At 61.6% G+C, this 15980-nt stretch carries 11 protein-coding genes; 4 read left to right on the top strand and 7 right to left on the bottom strand.

The annotated features are described in order from the left end of the window. Nucleotides 1–9 precede the first annotated feature (9 nt). The 3 genes from WDB86_RS01280 to WDB86_RS01270 all read right to left on the bottom strand — a co-directional run bounded on the left by WDB86_RS01280 (nt 10) and on the right by WDB86_RS01270 (nt 4024). On the bottom strand, nt 10–1473 hold the full coding sequence (locus WDB86_RS01280) for an NAD(P)(+) transhydrogenase (Re/Si-specific) subunit beta (protein ID WP_339107618.1): 1464 nt from the start codon (nt 1471–1473) through the stop codon (nt 10–12). A gap of 13 nt (nt 1474–1486) precedes the next feature. Further along, the gene (locus WDB86_RS01275; RefSeq protein ID WP_339107619.1) at nt 1487–3076 is read right to left on the bottom strand and encodes a Re/Si-specific NAD(P)(+) transhydrogenase subunit alpha; all 1590 of its coding nucleotides are present in this window, start codon (nt 3074–3076) and stop codon (nt 1487–1489) included. 456 nt (nt 3077–3532) lie between these two features. Beyond that, entirely contained in the window at nt 3533–4024 is a 492-nt protein-coding gene (locus WDB86_RS01270) for a hypothetical protein (protein ID WP_406720962.1), read from the bottom strand. Nucleotides 4025–4179: 155 nt separating this feature from the next. Between WDB86_RS01270 and moaA the strand changes: the two genes are divergently transcribed. Both moaA and WDB86_RS01260 read left to right on the top strand, forming a co-directional pair. Continuing rightward, complete coding sequence (gene moaA / locus WDB86_RS01265) at nt 4180–5187, top strand: GTP 3',8-cyclase MoaA (protein ID WP_406736378.1); 1008 nt, start codon at nt 4180–4182, stop codon at nt 5185–5187. Nucleotides 5188–5247: 60 nt separating this feature from the next. Next, complete coding sequence (locus WDB86_RS01260; protein WP_339107622.1) at nt 5248–6045, top strand: Crp/Fnr family transcriptional regulator; 798 nt, start codon at nt 5248–5250, stop codon at nt 6043–6045. 86 nt (nt 6046–6131) lie between these two features. Here WDB86_RS01260 and WDB86_RS01255 read toward each other — a convergent pair whose 3' ends face one another. Then, entirely contained in the window at nt 6132–7310 is a 1179-nt protein-coding gene (locus tag WDB86_RS01255) for a M20 aminoacylase family protein (protein WP_406720964.1), read from the bottom strand. 360 nt (nt 7311–7670) lie between these two features. On the opposite strand from WDB86_RS01255, the gene WDB86_RS01250 reads away from it, so the two are divergent. Then, nucleotides 7671–9614 carry a putative bifunctional diguanylate cyclase/phosphodiesterase gene (locus WDB86_RS01250; RefSeq protein ID WP_406736377.1) on the top strand — a complete coding sequence of 648 codons (1944 nt, stop codon included), beginning with the start codon at nt 7671–7673 and terminating at the stop codon, nt 9612–9614. Between the two features lie 25 nt (nt 9615–9639). On the opposite strand, the gene WDB86_RS01245 is transcribed toward WDB86_RS01250, so the two are convergent. Both WDB86_RS01245 and WDB86_RS01240 read right to left on the bottom strand, forming a co-directional pair. After that, nucleotides 9640–12051 (bottom strand): ATP-binding protein, encoded by a 2412-nt coding sequence (locus WDB86_RS01245; protein ID WP_406736376.1) that lies wholly within the window; start codon nt 12049–12051, stop codon nt 9640–9642. 97 nt (nt 12052–12148) lie between these two features. After that, complete coding sequence (locus WDB86_RS01240; RefSeq protein ID WP_406736375.1) at nt 12149–12523, bottom strand: response regulator; 375 nt, start codon at nt 12521–12523, stop codon at nt 12149–12151. Between the two features lie 77 nt (nt 12524–12600). On the opposite strand from WDB86_RS01240, the gene WDB86_RS01235 reads away from it, so the two are divergent. Further along, nucleotides 12601–15207 (top strand): chemotaxis protein CheB, encoded by a 2607-nt coding sequence (locus tag WDB86_RS01235; RefSeq protein WP_406736374.1) that lies wholly within the window; start codon nt 12601–12603, stop codon nt 15205–15207. A 20-nt stretch (nt 15208–15227) separates the two neighbouring features. Here the strand turns inward: WDB86_RS01235 and WDB86_RS01230 are convergent, their stop codons facing one another. After that, a complete protein-coding gene (locus tag WDB86_RS01230) occupies nt 15228–15887 on the bottom strand; it encodes a TetR/AcrR family transcriptional regulator (protein ID WP_406736373.1) in 660 nt (219 codons plus the stop codon). Between the last annotated feature and the right edge of the window lie 93 nt (nt 15888–15980).

Genomic DNA, 15980 nt, shown 5'->3' with positions numbered 1-15980 from the left:
TTCGCCTGATCAGGCTTTCATCATATGTAGGAGTTCATCCACCGACTTACGGGCATCGCCGTAGAACATGCGGGTGTTTTCCTTATAGAACAGCGGGTTCTCGATGCCGGAATAGCCCGTGCCCTGACCACGTTTCGAGACAAACACCTGTTTCGCTTCCCAGACCTTCAGAACCGGCATCCCCGCGATGGGCGAATTCGGGTCTTCCTGGGCGGCCGGGTTCACGATGTCATTCGAGCCGATGACGATAACCACATCCGTCGAGGGGAAGTCGTCATTGATCTCGTCCATCTCCAGCACGATGTCATAGGGCACTTTGGCTTCCGCCAGAAGCACGTTCATATGACCCGGCAGGCGGCCTGCCACGGGGTGGATCGCAAAGCGCACGGTCTTGCCACGCGAGCGCAGCATATTGGTCAGCTCGGACACGGCGTTTTGCGCCTGTGCCACAGCCATCCCGTAACCCGGCACGATGATGACGCTATCGGCATCATGCAGCGCATCCGCCACACCACCGGCGTCGATCGCGATCTGCTCGCCCTCGACTTCCATCGCGGGGCCCGTGGTCGTGCCGAAGCCGCCAAGGATCACCGACACGAAGGAGCGGTTCATTGCCTTACACATGATGTAGCTCAGGATCGCGCCCGAAGAACCCACCAGCGCACCGGTGACGATCAACAGGTCATTGCCAAGCGAGAAGCCGATGGCCGAGGCCGCCCAGCCCGAGTAGCTGTTGAGCATGGACACCACCACCGGCATATCGGCGCCGCCGATGCCCATGATCAGGTGATAGCCGATGAAGAAGGCCAAAAGCGCCATCAGGATCAGCGTCCACGCGCCCGAGCCACCCATGTAGCACAGCAGAAGCGCCAGCGACAGGATCGCCGCACCGGCGTTCAGAACATGGCCACCCGGAAGTTTCTTGGCCTTGCCGTCGATCTTGCCTGCAAGCTTGCCGAAAGCCACGATGGACCCGGTGAAGGTGACCGCGCCGATGAACACGCCAAGGAAGGTCTCGACCTTGAGGATATTCACCTCGGCCATCGACTTATGCGCCACAATCGCGGCAAAGCCCGACAGTTGCTCATAAGCGGTGGGCATTACGCCGGTTTGGGCATGTTCCAGAATGATCGGCATGACCGAGGCCAGCACGATATGGGTATTGATGCCGATGAAGACAGCGGCCAGACCCACGAAGCTGTGCAGCGCCGCCACAAGCTGCGGCATGGCGGTCATTTCCACCTTGCGCGCCAGCTGCGCACCGATGCCGCCGCCGACGATCAGCATCAGCAGGATCAGCCAGTAGAAGCCCACACCCGGACCGAAAACGGTCGCAATGATGGCCAGAGCCATGCCCGAGATGCCATACCAGACAGCGCGTTTCGCGCTTTCCTGCCCCGAGAGGCCACCAAGGCAGAGGATGAACAGGATGGCCGCCGCGATATAGGCGGCCGAGATCAGAGCGATATCCATAGATCCCACCCCCTTACGACTTCTGGAACATGGCAAGCATCCGGCGCGTAACCAGGAAGCCGCCGACGATGTTGATCGTGGCAATCAGGATCGAGATGGCCGAGAGGATCACCACGAGCCAGCCGCCCGAGACCTGCGTGCCCGCGCCGATCTGCAACAGCGCGCCAAGGATGATGATCCCCGACACCGCGTTGGTGACCGCCATCAGGGGCGTGTGCAGGCTGTGCGAGACATTCCAGATGACCTGGAAGCCCACAAAGCACGACAGCACGAAGACCACGAAATGCGCCATGAAGCTGGCCGGTGCGACCGCGCCCACCAGAAGCAGCAGCACGGTGCCCGCCACCAGCAGCGTGACCTGAGACATGGTCTGCTTGCGGAAGGCCGCCTTTTCCTGCGCCTTATATTCCTCGGGCGTCAGCTCTTTGGCCTTTTCCTTCGGTTTTTGCGCGGCAATCGCCTTCACCTTGGGCGGCGGCGGCGGGAAGGTGATCTCCCCCTGATGAACCACGGTCGCGCCACGGATCACGTCATCTTCCATGTTATGGTTGATGACACCGTCTTTTTCCGGCGTAAGATCGGCCAGCATATGGCGGATATTGGTCGAATAGAGGGTCGAGGATTGCGTCGCCATCCGCGAGGGCAGATCGGTATAGCCCAGAATGGTCACGCCATTCTCGGTGACAATCCGCTCGTCCTTGACGGTCAGCTCGCAGTTCCCGCCACGCTCGGCGGCAAGATCGACGATCACCGAGCCGCGCTTCATCATCTCGACCATATCCTTGGTCCAGAGCACCGGCGCATCACGGCCGGGGATGAGGGCGGTGGTGATGACGATATCGACTTCCGGTGCCAGCTCGCGGAATTTCTTCAGCTGCGCTTCGCGGAATTCGGGGGAAGACGGGGCCGCATAGCCGCCCGTTGCCGCGCCATCGGTCTGGGCTTCCTCGAAGTCCAGATAGACGAAGGAGGCCCCCATGGATTCAATCTGCTCGGCCACTTCGGGACGCACGTCAAAGGCCATGGTGATCGCGCCCAGCGAGGTCGAGGCCCCGATGGCGGCAAGACCTGCCACACCCGCGCCCACGATCAGCACCTTGGCCGGCGGCACTTTACCCGCCGCCGTCACCTGACCGGTGAAGAAGCGCCCGAAGTTGTTGCCCGCCTCGATGACCGCGCGGTAGCCCGCGATATTGGCCATCGACGACAGCGCATCCATCTTCTGCGCGCGCGAAATCCGCGGCACCATATCCATTGCGATCACATTCGCGCCGGTGGCCTTGGCTTTTTCCAGCATCTCCGGCGATTGCGCCGGATAGAAGAACGAAATCAGCGTCTGACCCGTCTTCAGGCGCGACAGCTCCGCCTCCTCCGGCGGACGCACCTTGACGACGAAATCAACCGCGTCGAACAGCGCCTCGGCGCCCTCGATAACGGTGACGCCGGCAGCCGTATAGGCCGCATCGGTAAAGCCCGCCTTGATGCCGGCCCCCGATTGAATGAAACACTCATGGCCCAGCTTTTGCAGCTGGAGCGCGGAATCCGGCGTCATCGCAACACGCGATTCCCCCGAATAAATCTCCTCTGGAGCACCGATCTTCAAGTTGATCCCCCCTTTTGACGCGGTGTCAGGTCAATAGACGACATGCCCCAAGCGACACGCCCTGCAAAAGGATTAGACTGCGCAAGATTGTTTCACAAGCGCCCCTATAGTCGAAATCCTTGAAAAGAAGAGCGTTTCACCCCGGAATACAAAGGCATACCTCTGCATACCAAGGCATACTGAATAATTTCATATATTTTTCAGCATCTTGCGGTGCTTTTCAAATTCACCTGCAATCCATTAATAGACAGCATGGCTGCCATATATTTTTTTGATTGCGACCATAGACCGCAGTATGTTTGCGGAAACATTCAAATATAGGGCACTAATACTGCCTCTTTTTCAGCAACGGTTTGAAAATTATAGGCAAGTTTCCACACGGGTTTTGGCAAATAAAAAACCGGCCCATCCTCCGACGGGCCGGTCGCGGGTCAGCACACCCCCCGCCAATGCAGATTACAGCGCATAGACCGTCAGGGTCGGCAGGTCGGTAAGCGAGACATCCAGCATCCGGAGCGCCGAGAGCGAAAGCTGGCTGGCACCATCTTCGGCGGGCAGAAGCATCACCTGCACGGATTTGCCGTTCGACAATGTGACCCGGCCCTTGGTCTGGGTTTTCACCAAAGAGGTCTTCAGCCAGAAACCGGCTTGGGTCGGGTCGCCGAGGCTGGCCACGGTCGTGCCAAGCTTGGTGCCGCCGGTGCTGGTTGCCATCGCCGCCGCGCGCTCGCCCGCGCTGGCCTGATCCAGCGATTGAGCCGTATGGGCCGCCCCCTGCGGAATGGGGCTTTTGATCAGCCCCGTCCCCGGTGCAGCCGCCGGGTCCGTATGGCCACCCAACTGGGAACAGGCGCTCAGGCCAAGGCCGCAAACCAGCACCACCAGCCCCTGTTTCAACCGCACGGTCTGCCCCCAGACCCGTTCCTGCGTCCGCTGCCTCGCCATCATGCACCCATCCTTTTATAAAAATACCGCGTGTTCCCGAAGCCATTGCCGCAGGTCACGCCCGTATAGCTAGCGCAAGGGAATTCCTTGGGCAAATCGCATTGCGCAAATCCCAGAGACCGCTTGCTCAATGCCGCTGGCAAACCTAGATTTCGGACATGACACATACGCCTCTCATAGACCCTTTTGCACGGCCTATCTCGTATCTGCGGGTTTCAGTGACCGACAGATGCGATTTCCGCTGCACCTATTGCATGGCCGAGCATATGCAGTTCCTGCCCAAGCGCGATCTGCTGAGCCTTGAAGAGCTTGACCGGCTCTGCTCGGCGTTCATCGGGCTGGGCGTGCGCAAGCTGCGCATCACGGGGGGCGAGCCTTTGGTGCGGCGCGACATCATGACCTTTTTCCGCGCGATTGCCCGCCATCTCGGCACCGGCGCGCTTGACGAGCTGACGCTGACCACCAATGGCTCGCAACTGGCGCGGTATGCCACAGAGCTGGCCGACTTGGGGATGCGCCGGATCAATGTCTCGCTTGATACGCTTGATCCGCAGAAATTTGCGCAGATCACCCGCTGGGGGCGGCTTGAGCAGGTTCTCGAAGGGCTACAGGCCGCCAAAGCGGCAGGGTTACGGGTCAAGATCAACACCGTCGCCCTGAAAGGGTTCAACGAGGCAGAGCTGTTCGATCTGGTAAAATGGTGCGGCGACGAGGGGTTCGACCTGACTTTCATCGAGGTCATGCCGATGGGCGAGATGGGCGAAGACCTGCGGCTGGACCAGTACTGGCCGCTTTCGGCGCTGCGCACCCGTCTGGCCGAGCGGTTCACGCTGACCGACCTGCCCGAGAGCACGGGGGGGCCTGCGCGCTATGTCCGCTTGCGCGAGAGCGGTCAGAAAATCGGCTTCATCACACCGCTCTCCCATAATTTCTGCGAAAGCTGCAACAGGGTGCGCGTCACCTGCACGGGCGAGCTGTATATGTGTCTGGGTCAGGAGGACCGCGCCGATCTGCGGGCGCCCCTGCGCGCCGACCACGCGGATGCCCCCCTGATCGCTGCCATCCGCGACGCCATTGCCCGCAAACCCAAGGGCCACGATTTCGACTATTCGCGCCAGCAGGTCGCGGGGCAGATGTCGCGCCATATGAGCCATACCGGCGGCTAGACAGGGAACCAACCCCTCCTTTGCGGCTTGTCTCAGGACATAGGTCACGAGGGAAAGAACATGTCATCCGCCACACCAGCAAGCCCGCGTTCGGGGCATGGCACCGCCTGCACCGATTGCCCGCTCCGCAAGAAGGATTGTTTCGAGACATTCTCCGATCAGGAAATCGCGTTCATGGAGCGGTTCAAGGCCGGAGAGATGAGTGTAGCGGCGGGCACGACGGTGATGCTTGAAGGCGCGGCAAGCCCGCAGATGTATACCGTTCTTGAGGGTCTGGGGATGCGCTACAAGACCCTGCCCGATGGCAGCCGTCAGGTGCTGAACTTCGTGTTTCCCGGTGATTTCGTCGGGCTGCAGACCGCTGTGATGGGCGAAATGTGCCACGGCTTCGAAAGCTCTTCCGACATGCGGCTATGCGTGTTCGATCGCAGCGCCTTCTGGGATCTGATGCGCACACAGCCCGAACGCGCCTTTACCGTGACATGGCTGGCCGCCCGCGAGGAGCATTTCCTTGGCGAAAGCCTTGCCGCCATCGGTCAGCGTGAAGCCACAAGCCGCATCGCCTGGGCGCTGTTGCAGATCTTCCTGCGCCAGATCGAGCTGGAGCCTTCGCGCTCTGCCGCCCCCGGAACGGAACGGGGCCTGAAAGGACCCACCGTGCCGATGCCCTGGAAGCAGCAGGATCTGGCCGACGCGCTGGGGATGTCTTTGGTGCATACCAACAAGACGCTGGCCAGATTGCGGCGCGAGAAACTGGCCGAATGGAAGCGGGGCTGGCTGACCCTGCCCGACCCCGAAAAGCTGGCCCGCGCGCAGGATATCATCCTGCCGCAAAAGGTCACGCGCCCTCTGTTGTAAGCCCGACACCGGCGCTGCGCCGACCGCATGCCGGACCCGTCAGGTCACCCCCGTCACGCCAGACCCGTCACGCCAGACCCGTCACGTCAAACCGGCAGACGGGTCTCGACCATTTCGACAAACCAGCTCGCCCCGTAAGGCAAGGCACGGTCATCGAAGATGTAATCGGGGCTATGCAGGATCGCGCTATCGCCATTGCCCAGCCAGATATAGGCGCCGGGACGGGCTTCGAGCATATAGCTGAAATCCTCGGCCCCCATCATCGGGGTGACATCCGGATTGACCTTATCGGTGACCCCGCGCGCGCCCTGCACGGCAAGCGCGGCATATTCGGGCGGGTTCGAGGTCACGGGATAGCCGCGGTCATAATGGATCTCGGCCCGCGCCCCAAAGGCCTCTGCGGTGGCGGTCACGATCTGGTGCAGGCGCGCTTCGACATAATCGCGCAACTCGGGGCGCATGGTGCGCACGGTGCCGCGCAGCTTCACCTCCTGCGCGATGACATTATGCACCGAGCTGTCGGATTTGACCGCGCAGGTCGAGACCACCACCTGATCATGCGGGTTCACATTGCGCGAGGCGATGGTCTGAAGCGCCATGATGATCTGCGCCGAGACAACCACCGCATCCACCGCATCATGCGGGGTCGCGGCATGCCCGCCCCGCCCGAGCACACGGATATCGAACTGGTCGCAAGCCGCCATGATCGGACCATCGCAAATAGCGAATTCGCCCACGGGGATACCCGGCATATTATGGATGGCATAGACCTCCTCGATGCCGAAGCGGTCCATCAGCCCGTCGCGGCACATTTCAAGGCCGCCACCGCCCCCTTCCTCGGCGGGTTGGAAAATCACCACGGCGCGCCCTGCAAACTGCCGCGTTTCACACAGGTATTTCGCGGCCCCCAAAAGCATGGCGGTATGCCCGTCATGGCCACAGGCATGCATTTTGCCCTTCACGGTCGAGGCATAGGGCACATCGGCCTGTTCAAGGATCGGCAATGCATCCATATCGGCGCGCAGCCCGATGGCACGCTCTGCGCGAGGTCCCTGAGCCTGAGTGGACTGCCCGTGGATCACCCCGACCACACCTGTGCGACCGATGCCCTCGACCACCTCGTCGCAGCCGAACTCGCGCAAAAGCGCGGCAACCCGCCCAGCCGTGCGTCCAACATCGAACAACAGTTCAGGATGCTGATGGAAGTCATGCCGCCATGCTGTGATTTCCGGAAGCATCTCGGCAAAACGGGTCTTGATCGGCATTGGCGGCTCTTTCTACGCTAAATCCCCTCGCAGCTTGCGCGATGGCGTGCGCGGGCACAAGGCCTGCCGTCTTTGCCCGTGTCGCTTTGCCTCCCCCCCGAGGATCTTTGGCCCCGATGAATGGCCTGAAGACGGCTTTGTGGCGCAGGAGGCGACACCCCGCCCCCGCAACTGGCTGTAAAATTACGCAATATTCGGCCTTTAGGGCAAAAAAATCCGCAGAATGCGGAAAATGATTGACGAAGCGCCAAGAAGCGTGATCACCTTAAAGTTGAGTTAATCATAAATCAAAATTTGACCATTTTCTCCCTGTGGATGCGTTTGACCAGTCTGATCGGTTTTCTTGCTTAGGACATTGCGATGGCACATAAATCTCGCGGGACAGCCCCCATTTCGGTCACGATGGTCGGCCAGCCTTTTCCGCCTGCGCAGACGCGAGGGACCTATCAGTTGCACGAATTGGAAATGCGGAACCTGCGCGCAGCCCATTGGCAGGAAAAGCAGGACGCGACGCTGGACGCGACGGACAGTTCCCCATTACTTTTGCAAGACCTCTCGGCGCTGGCGCAACGTCTGACAGGGGCCACGCGCGCGCATGTCACCCTTGCGCAGGACAGCCCCGCCGAAAGCCGCACCGAGAGCTTCACCGAGGGCCGCACCGCCCAAGAGGATGCGCTCAGCTTCGGGCTGGAAGAGGTCACGGCACAGTCCCATCTGCACGGGCGCGCAACCCCGCCCTATAGCTGCAGCACCGAGGACTACGTGTTCTACAGCCACGGGCTGTTCAGCGAAACGGGGCGGCGGCTCGGGGGGCTCAGCACCGCCTTTCCGACCAGCGCCCCCGCCTGCGCCTATCGCGCCGAACAGCTTGACACCACCGCCCAGCTTCTGGCGCATACGCTGGCCGTGCATCTGGAAAAGCAGGCGCTCCAGAACAGCTATCAGGCCGCACAGCGCCGCGCGAAACGGCTGGAACGCGAGGCCGAGGTCGATCCGCTGACGCAGGTCGAGAACCACTGCTCGTTCGAGCGCAAGGTCGCGATGCGGCTTGACCTTCTGAATGCCAAAGAGGCGCAGGGGGCGTTCATCATGCTCGACATCGACCATTTCAAGTCGATCAACGATATTTACGGCCATAGTTTCGGCGACAAATATCTGCGCATCATCGCCTCCGCCATCACGTCGGCCTTCCCTCCGCCTGCGATCGTGGGGCGTGTCGGCGGGGATGAATTCGGGATTTTCGTCGAAACGGGTCGGACCTCGTCGAACTATCTGGAAACGCTTCTGTCGCGCTGCCGTTCGGCGGTGCAGCGGGGTGCGGCCATGCTGGGAAAAGCGGATCTGGGGCGGGTCAGCATCGGGGCCAGCCTGTTTCCGTCGCAGGGGCGCAGCTTCAGTCACCTGTTCGAACTGGCCGATAGCGCGCTCTATGCCTCGAAACATGCAGGGCGCGCGGTCAATACCATCTTCTCGCCCAGCCATCACGAACGCTTCAATTCGCGTGCCATCGGGCGCCGCTTTGACGAGGCAATCGGGGCCCACCGGCTGGAACCCTATTTCCAGCCGATCGTCGATAGCGGGACGGGCGAAGTGCAAGGCTACGAGGTTCTGGCCCGCTGGTGCGATCCGCAGCGCGGCATCCTGCTGCCCGATGCTTTCGCCTCGATCTTCAAGGACTACCGCCTTGCCGAGACCTTGACCCGCACGGTGCTCGAACGCGCGCTGATGGCCTATAACGAGGCCGGTCTGGGTCAGCGCGGCGCCCGCCCCGCCTCCCTTTCGATCAACCTGACCGCCTTCGACCTGCTGAACCCCGAATTCGTCTTCGATGTCCAGTCCATGCTGAACCGGCACCATCTGGACTGGAGCATGATCACCATCGAGGTCACCGAAAAGGTCATGCTGGACGAACGCTCGGGGCAGATCCTGCGGTCGTTGCTGGAATTGCGCACAAGGGGCGCGAGAGTGGCGCTGGATGATTTCGGCACGGGCTATGGGGGCTTGCGCCATCTGGACAACTGGCCGGTGGATATTCTCAAGATCGACCGGTCTTTCTGCGCCAAGCTGTCGCAAAGCAGCTCGGGGGGCGCGATTGCCGAAGCCATCCTGCTGATCGCACGGAAATGCGGCTACGAGGTGGTGGCCGAAGGCGTCGAAACCCTTGAACAGCTACAGATGCTCAAGGCGATGGGCTGTCCGCGCGCGCAGGGGTTCCTGTTTGCCCGTCCGATGTCTATCGAAGACCTGATACAGGCCCCCACCCGCTACAATCCGGCCTCACCGACGCCCTCTGCGCAAAAGTAGCCCCGCACGCCAAAACAACAGCGCGTCACGGCGCAGACGGGCCCGGCCCATCACCGGGCCTGTTATGCAAGGTCAGCGCAATGGCATTGACCAGATTGTCCAGTGCCAGCGGTTTGCGCAGCAACAGCCCCTGCACGCTGCGCCCCGAACGGCTGATCCGGTCGGTATAGCCCGACATGTAGATCACCCGCAGATCAGGCCAGATCTTGCGGCTCTCAAAGGCCAGACGATAGCCGTCCAACCCGTTCGGCAGCATGATATCGGTGATCAGCAGATCCGGCACACGGGTCTGGCGCGCCAGAATATCCAGCGCCTGCGCCGCCGACGAGGCCGACAGCACTTCGGCCGAAAGCATTTGCAGGGATTGGGTCAGAATATCATGGAAATGCGGGTCGTCTTCCACCACCAGCACCCGCAGACCGCCCAGATCCGGCAGCTGCATCTGCGGCGGGGCAGCTTCGGCATCGGCCGGTGACACCCCCCCGAGCACCAGCGTCGCGGTCGTGCCCTCGCCTTCGGTCGAGCGCAGCTCGAACAGGCCATTCGACTGACGGGCGAAATTATCGACCATCGGCAGCCCCAATCCGGTGCCGCCCTGCGCCTCGCGCGTTGTGTAGAACGGTTCGCGCACATGTTCGAGCAATGCCGCCGACATGCCCGGCCCCGTATCGATCACCGAAATCGCGACACGACCATCGGGGCACGCATGGCTGCGCAGCGTGATCCCGCCCGCCCCCGGCCCTTCCATGATCGCATGGCTGGCATTGAGCACAAGATTGAGCAGCGCGCTTTCCAGATCACGCGGCACACAGCGCACGAAGAGATCCCCGCAGCCCAGATCGAGGTCCAAACGGATCGCCGCCGGAACCGTCTGGCGGGCCAGATCCGCAACCTCGCGCAGCTTCGCGTCCAGCCGCAGCGTCTCGTCCTCGGCGGCGCGGTCTCGGGTCAGGTTCAAAAGCCGTTCGGTCAGATCGGCCCCGCGCTCGCAGACCGTGCGGATGGCCGTGATCTTGCCACGCTGCGTCCCGGAAAGCTCTTCGGGTTTCAGCAGCAGCGTATCCACCGAAAGGCGCGCAGCCCCCAGAATATTGGCCATTTCATGGGCAACGCCCCCCGCCATCTGGCCGATCGCATCCAGCCGTTCGGTGCGCGAGAGGTTCTCGCGCAGGATCCAGCCCTCGGTCTGGTCCTGAATGGCCAAAATCCGCACCGGCTCGGCAAAGCCTTGCCCCGGATGGGTCCGCGTCACCGACAGCCGCAGCGCATGTTCCCGACCGCTCGTATCGATCCAGCCGCAATGCAGCTCTGTCGGACCGCCCTGCGCCAGAAGCCGTGTGACGGGATGCTCGTCCCCCTCCAACGGACGACGGTTGCGCATCGAATGGAATTCTGCCGTCTGCAGGAAGGTGTCGGGGGCATTGGCCGCCATCTCCTCGGCGGCATGGTTGACCATCCGCAGCACGCCCTGCGCATCAATCACGAAGACCGCCGTTTCCAGCCCATCCAGCACCTCGCGCAGGCGACGCTCTTCATAGACCGCCCTGCGCGCGGCGATATTCTGGTAGCGTGCCCCGCGCAGGGTGGCCACCGCCGCCAGCAGCAGCAGCACAATGGCCAGACTGCTGAGCCGCAAATTGGGCGAGATCAGCCCGTGCTCGGTGCTGCGCAGCGCGACATAGCAAAGCGCGATAGGCCCCATTACGGCCCAAGGCAGCACCCAACGCGCCATACGCCCCCCCGGAAGGTCGGCAAACAGGTCGGGCACCCAGCTTCCTTCGGGAGATGCCAGCAAAGCCACGACATATAAAAGCAGAAACCCCAAAGCCGTATGGAAGGCCATCGCCGACAAGAAGGTGATGCGCGACAAGGCGGGTGCATCGAAGAAATAGGCATCCATCGCGATCAGGCACGAAAAGATGCCGAAACTCGCAAGCGCCGCATGGCCCCATTTGCACCAGTTGGCTCCGGCCATCTGCAATGCCAAAATCGCCACCATCAGCAAGACGCCCGCAATGGTTGCGGGGGCCATCCGTCCGGTGCTGGAGGTCACCAGCGGGTTCAGAGACAGCCGCCGGATCTGGGTTTGCGGCAGGGCATGCAACTGGTCCTCGATCCCGATCCCCGCCATTGCCAGCGCCAGCACGAGCGCCACCAGCACCGGCCCCCGCCCGATACCGCGCAACAGCCCGCCTTGGGCCAGCGCCAGAAACAGCAGGGCATAGGCGGTCTGCGGCACCATCGCGGGCCAGCCCGGCGCAAGCTGGCGCAAAAGCGCGATGTCAAGAACATAGCCGCCAAGCAGAACACAGGCGCAGAGCGCCAGACAGGCCCCCAGCAGCGCATAGGCCCCCAACAGCGCATAGGACCCGCCGGAAACATTGCGGATCTGCGGGCGCGCAAACAGGCGATTTTCGAGCTGCACTCTGTGTCTCATGCGATCCTTCCCGCCTGCGCCCCCTGAGATAGGCCCGTGACATATGCGCGCCTGTAACGCCACTGCAAAACCGGCGGGTGGCTACACGCGATACGTGTTATTGCCGCGCTTTACTGACGAGATCATCGACCAGTTCCGACAGCTTAGCGAGCGATGTCGATTTGGACACCCGCGCATTTGCCGCGCGCATACCCAGCGTGAAAATCGGCGAATCCACCACCTCGGGCATGCCCGAAATCACCACAACGGGAAGGCTCGCGCTGAATTCACGCACCTTGTGCAACGCCACGATCGCCCCGCCTCCGGCCATCACCACGTCGAGAAAAACGATATCGAACCCGCCCAGTTCCAGATTCGGAAGCAGCCTGTCGGATTGCGTCACACAGACGGTTTCATGGCCAAGCGCCTCCATCCCCTCCGAAAAGGCGATCAGATAGTCTTCGTCGTCATCTGCAATAAGAATTCTGGCCAAGGGGGTGTCCTTAAAGTTGCGGCTGGCAGAGTATGTGCTACGGTTTGAATTAACTCAAGACCGACAAGGACTTCACGATGACCGATGCATCTCAGGCTCAGCACGGGGATTCACACGCTCTTCCCGTTGTGGCGTTGGGCGCATCGGCGGGCGGGCTGGAACCGCTGGAGGCTTTCTTCTCCAACTGCCCCGATTCGACAGGATGGGCTTATATCGTTATCCAGCATCTATCGCCCGATTACCGGTCCATGATGGACGAGTTGCTCAGCCGCCGTTCGAAGATGCGCATCGAACATATCGAAGACGGCATGCGGCTGGAGCCGAACACCATCTATCTCAACCAGCCCAACCAGACGGTCGAACTGGTCGGGGACCATTTCGTGACCACGGCCTTCGGCGAGAGAGGGCACCGCCCGCCCATGCCGATTGATGCGCTTTTTCGCTCTCTGGTAGAACGCCCGCCCGAAGCGACGGTTGCGATCATCCTCTCCGGCTCGGGCACCGATGGCACCCGCGGCGCGCAAATCCTGCATAATGCCGATGCCACGGTACTGGCACAGGCCCCCGCACAGGCGGCGTTTTCCTCGATGCCGCGCTCGGTGTTGACAGCCGGTGCGGTGGACCGCGTGCTGGAGGTCGAGGAGATGCCCGAGGCGATCTCTATCGTCTTCACGATGGGCAAGAAAGGCCGTGGTGCCCTGACCGAGATGGAAGGATCGGCCTCGCAGGCGATCCTGAAACTTCTGGAACGCAAATACCATGTGGATTTCTCGTCCTATAAGCCGATCAACGTGCAGCGGCGGATCGACCGCCGCCAGCATCTGCGGGGCCTGCCCTCGCTCGAGGCCTATCGCGTTCTGCTCTCCGAGGATGCGAATGCGCTGGAGGAGCTTTATCAGGACCTGCTGATCGGCGTCACCGAATTCTACCGCGATCCCGAAGCGATCCGCATCCTGCGCAAGGATGCGCTGGATGAGTTGGTGGAACGTTCCGATGACGATGCCCCTTTGCGTATCTGGATTCCGGGCTGTGCCAGCGGCGAAGAGGCCTATACGATTGCCATCGAACTCAGCGAAGCGCTGGAAGCCGCCCGACTTGACCGTAAATTCCGGATCATCGCCACCGATGTGCATCGCCGGTCCATCGATATCGCCTCGGCGGGCATCTATTCGGAAACCAGCGTAGCCAAAGTCCCCGCCGAGCTGCGGGCCAAATATTTCATCCAGCATCGCGACCAGTATATCATCGAACCCAAGCTGCGGCAGTCGATCATCTTCTCGGTGCATGACGCACTCAGTGACCCGCCCTTCATGAATCTGGATCTGGTCTCGTGCCGGAACCTGCTGATCTATCTCAACGAGGAACCACAGGCGCGCATCATCTCGATGTTCCTGTTCGGGTTGCGCAAGGACGGGTTCCTGTTGCTTGGCCCGTCCGAGACGATCGGCCGCTTCGGACCGGAATTCAAACAGATCAATGCCCGTTGGCGACTGTTCCAGAAAGCCTCCAGCCGCAGGGTGCTGGACAGGAACATCCTGTCACACCAGCTGGGCTCGGCCACGCGCAATTCCGAGCGCGCGCCGGTGACCTCGGCCCGCCCTGCCCCGCGCCGCAACGCCGCCACCAACAGCACTTTCTTCGACATGTCGCATCGCGAGATGCTGATTGCGGGATATGATGCGCTGCTCAAACGCTACGCGCCCTCCTCCATTCTGGTGACCACGGACGGGCATGTGCTCAGCTGGTTCGGGGCCGCCAGCGCCTTTATCGACACGATGAACAATCTGGCCGAATGGACGGTGGACGAGATCGTGCATCGCGATCTGCAATTCCCGATCAAGGTCGGGATGGAGCGCCTGCGCCAAGGGGTGCTGGATATCTCGTCGCGCGAGGTGAAGGTGGATATGGGCGGCGGACGCCTGCGGTCGGTTGTGCTGCGCATCGAGCCGCTGGATCAACTGACCCGCTCGCGGCTCATGCTGGTGGATATCACCTTCCGCGAGGCAAGCGAGACCGATGCGGAGGACGACCCGCCCAAATCTGCCAAGCCGATCAGCTTCAACGAGGATGTGCTGCTGCTGACCCGCCGCATCCAGGAACTGGAACGCGACCTGCGCCTGACCGAGGAAACGCTCCAGCATGTGACCGAGCGGCTGGAAGCCAGCGGCGAGGAATTGCAGGCCTCCAACGAAGAGCTACAGGCCTCGAACGAGGAATTGCAGGCCTCCAACGAAGAGCTTCAAAGCTCGAACGAGGAACTGCACGCGGTCAACGAAGAACTGGTGACGCTGAGCACAGAGCACGAATTGCAGATCGACAAGCTTTCCGAGCTGAACGAGCATACCGACACGGTCCTGCGCAAGCTGCGCGTCGGGGTGATCTTCGTGGATAGCGACCTGCGCATCCGGCGTTTCAGCGATCTGGTCGGGGCGCATTTCCTGCTGGAAGCCCATGATGTGAACCGCCCGCTGGCGGTGGTCACGCCGAAGCTGTCCTTCATCGACCTGCCGAAACTGGCGCGTGAGGTGATCAGCTCCAAGACATCGCGCAATGCCGAAGGGGATCACGAAGGCCATCATCTGCGCATCGAGGTCCACCCGATGATGCAGAAATCGACCACGCAGGCCGAACCGACAACGGGGGCGATGCTGCTGTTTCACGGCATCGATACCACGCCCGCCTGAGATTCTAGCCCCTGCCTGCGTCAGACGGCAGGCGGGCCATAGGCCAGCAGGAAGATGCGTACCGCCTCCTGACAGTTGCGCTCGATTTCGGCGTCGCTGGGTGGGGCCGTACGCAATCCGAAAAGACATTGCCGCCAGATCCCCGCCGTCACCAGTTCGGAAAACCGGTGCGCGGCCATCACCGGATCGCTCAGCGAAAGCTGTCCGGCCTGCGCCTGCGCGCCCAGCCACTGACTGAAGACGCCAAGAAAATTCCGCGCGCCCGCCTCGTAAAAACGCTGCCCCAGCTCGGGCATCCGTTCAACCACACCAATCACGATCCGCTGCACCCGCACCACATCCTCGGCGCATAGCCGCCCCGCCAGAAGGCGCGCCGCCCCCAGAAGTTTGTCCCGCGTCCCTCCCGGTCCGGCAAGACAATCCTCGACACCGGCCAGAAAAATACGTTTGCGCTGCTCGACCAGCGCCACGAACAGATCCTGCTTATCGGCAAAATACACATAAAGCGTGCTTTTGGAGACACCCGCCGCCTTGCAGATGCTGTTCATCGTGGTCGCGTCAAAGCCGCGCTCCAGAAACATCTCCCAGGCACCATCCAGAATCTGTTCACGCTTTTCGGGGTCTTGGCCCGCAGCATGTCGCTTTGCATATCCGGCGCACGGAGAATCTTTTTCGGTCATTACGGCCCTCAAACTTTCCCCATTATTAATCGAACCATCCGGTTCGATAAAGTCTTGATTGATAAGCAGGCTTGCGTTAATGACATCGAACCC

Origin of the sequence: Thioclava sp. GXIMD4215, assembly GCF_045291555.1 — a bacterium.
GTDB classification, from domain to species: Bacteria; Pseudomonadota; Alphaproteobacteria; order Rhodobacterales; family Rhodobacteraceae; genus Thioclava; species Thioclava litoralis.
The sequence above is the reverse complement of the archived record's forward strand: the minus strand, read 5'-3'. Positions and strand labels throughout refer to the sequence as shown.

Bases quoted from the DNA above. Each gene is read 5' to 3' on its own strand.
- WDB86_RS01280 (WP_339107618.1), bottom strand. From the start codon at position 1,473: ATGGATATCGCTCTGATCTCGGCCGCCTATATCGCGGCGGCCATCCTG.
- WDB86_RS01270 (WP_406720962.1), bottom strand. From the start codon at position 4,024: ATGATGGCGAGGCAGCGGACGCAGGAACGGGTCTGGGGGCAGACCGTG.
- moaA (WP_406736378.1), top strand. From the start codon at position 4,180: ATGACACATACGCCTCTCATAGACCCTTTTGCACGGCCTATCTCGTAT.
- WDB86_RS01260 (WP_339107622.1), top strand. From the start codon at position 5,248: ATGTCATCCGCCACACCAGCAAGCCCGCGTTCGGGGCATGGCACCGCC.
- WDB86_RS01255 (WP_406720964.1), bottom strand. From the start codon at position 7,310: ATGCCGATCAAGACCCGTTTTGCCGAGATGCTTCCGGAAATCACAGCA.
- WDB86_RS01250 (WP_406736377.1), top strand. From the start codon at position 7,671: ATGGCACATAAATCTCGCGGGACAGCCCCCATTTCGGTCACGATGGTC.
- WDB86_RS01245 (WP_406736376.1), bottom strand. From the start codon at position 12,051: ATGAGACACAGAGTGCAGCTCGAAAATCGCCTGTTTGCGCGCCCGCAG.
- WDB86_RS01235 (WP_406736374.1), top strand. From the start codon at position 12,601: ATGACCGATGCATCTCAGGCTCAGCACGGGGATTCACACGCTCTTCCC.
- WDB86_RS01230 (WP_406736373.1), bottom strand. From the start codon at position 15,887: ATGACCGAAAAAGATTCTCCGTGCGCCGGATATGCAAAGCGACATGCT.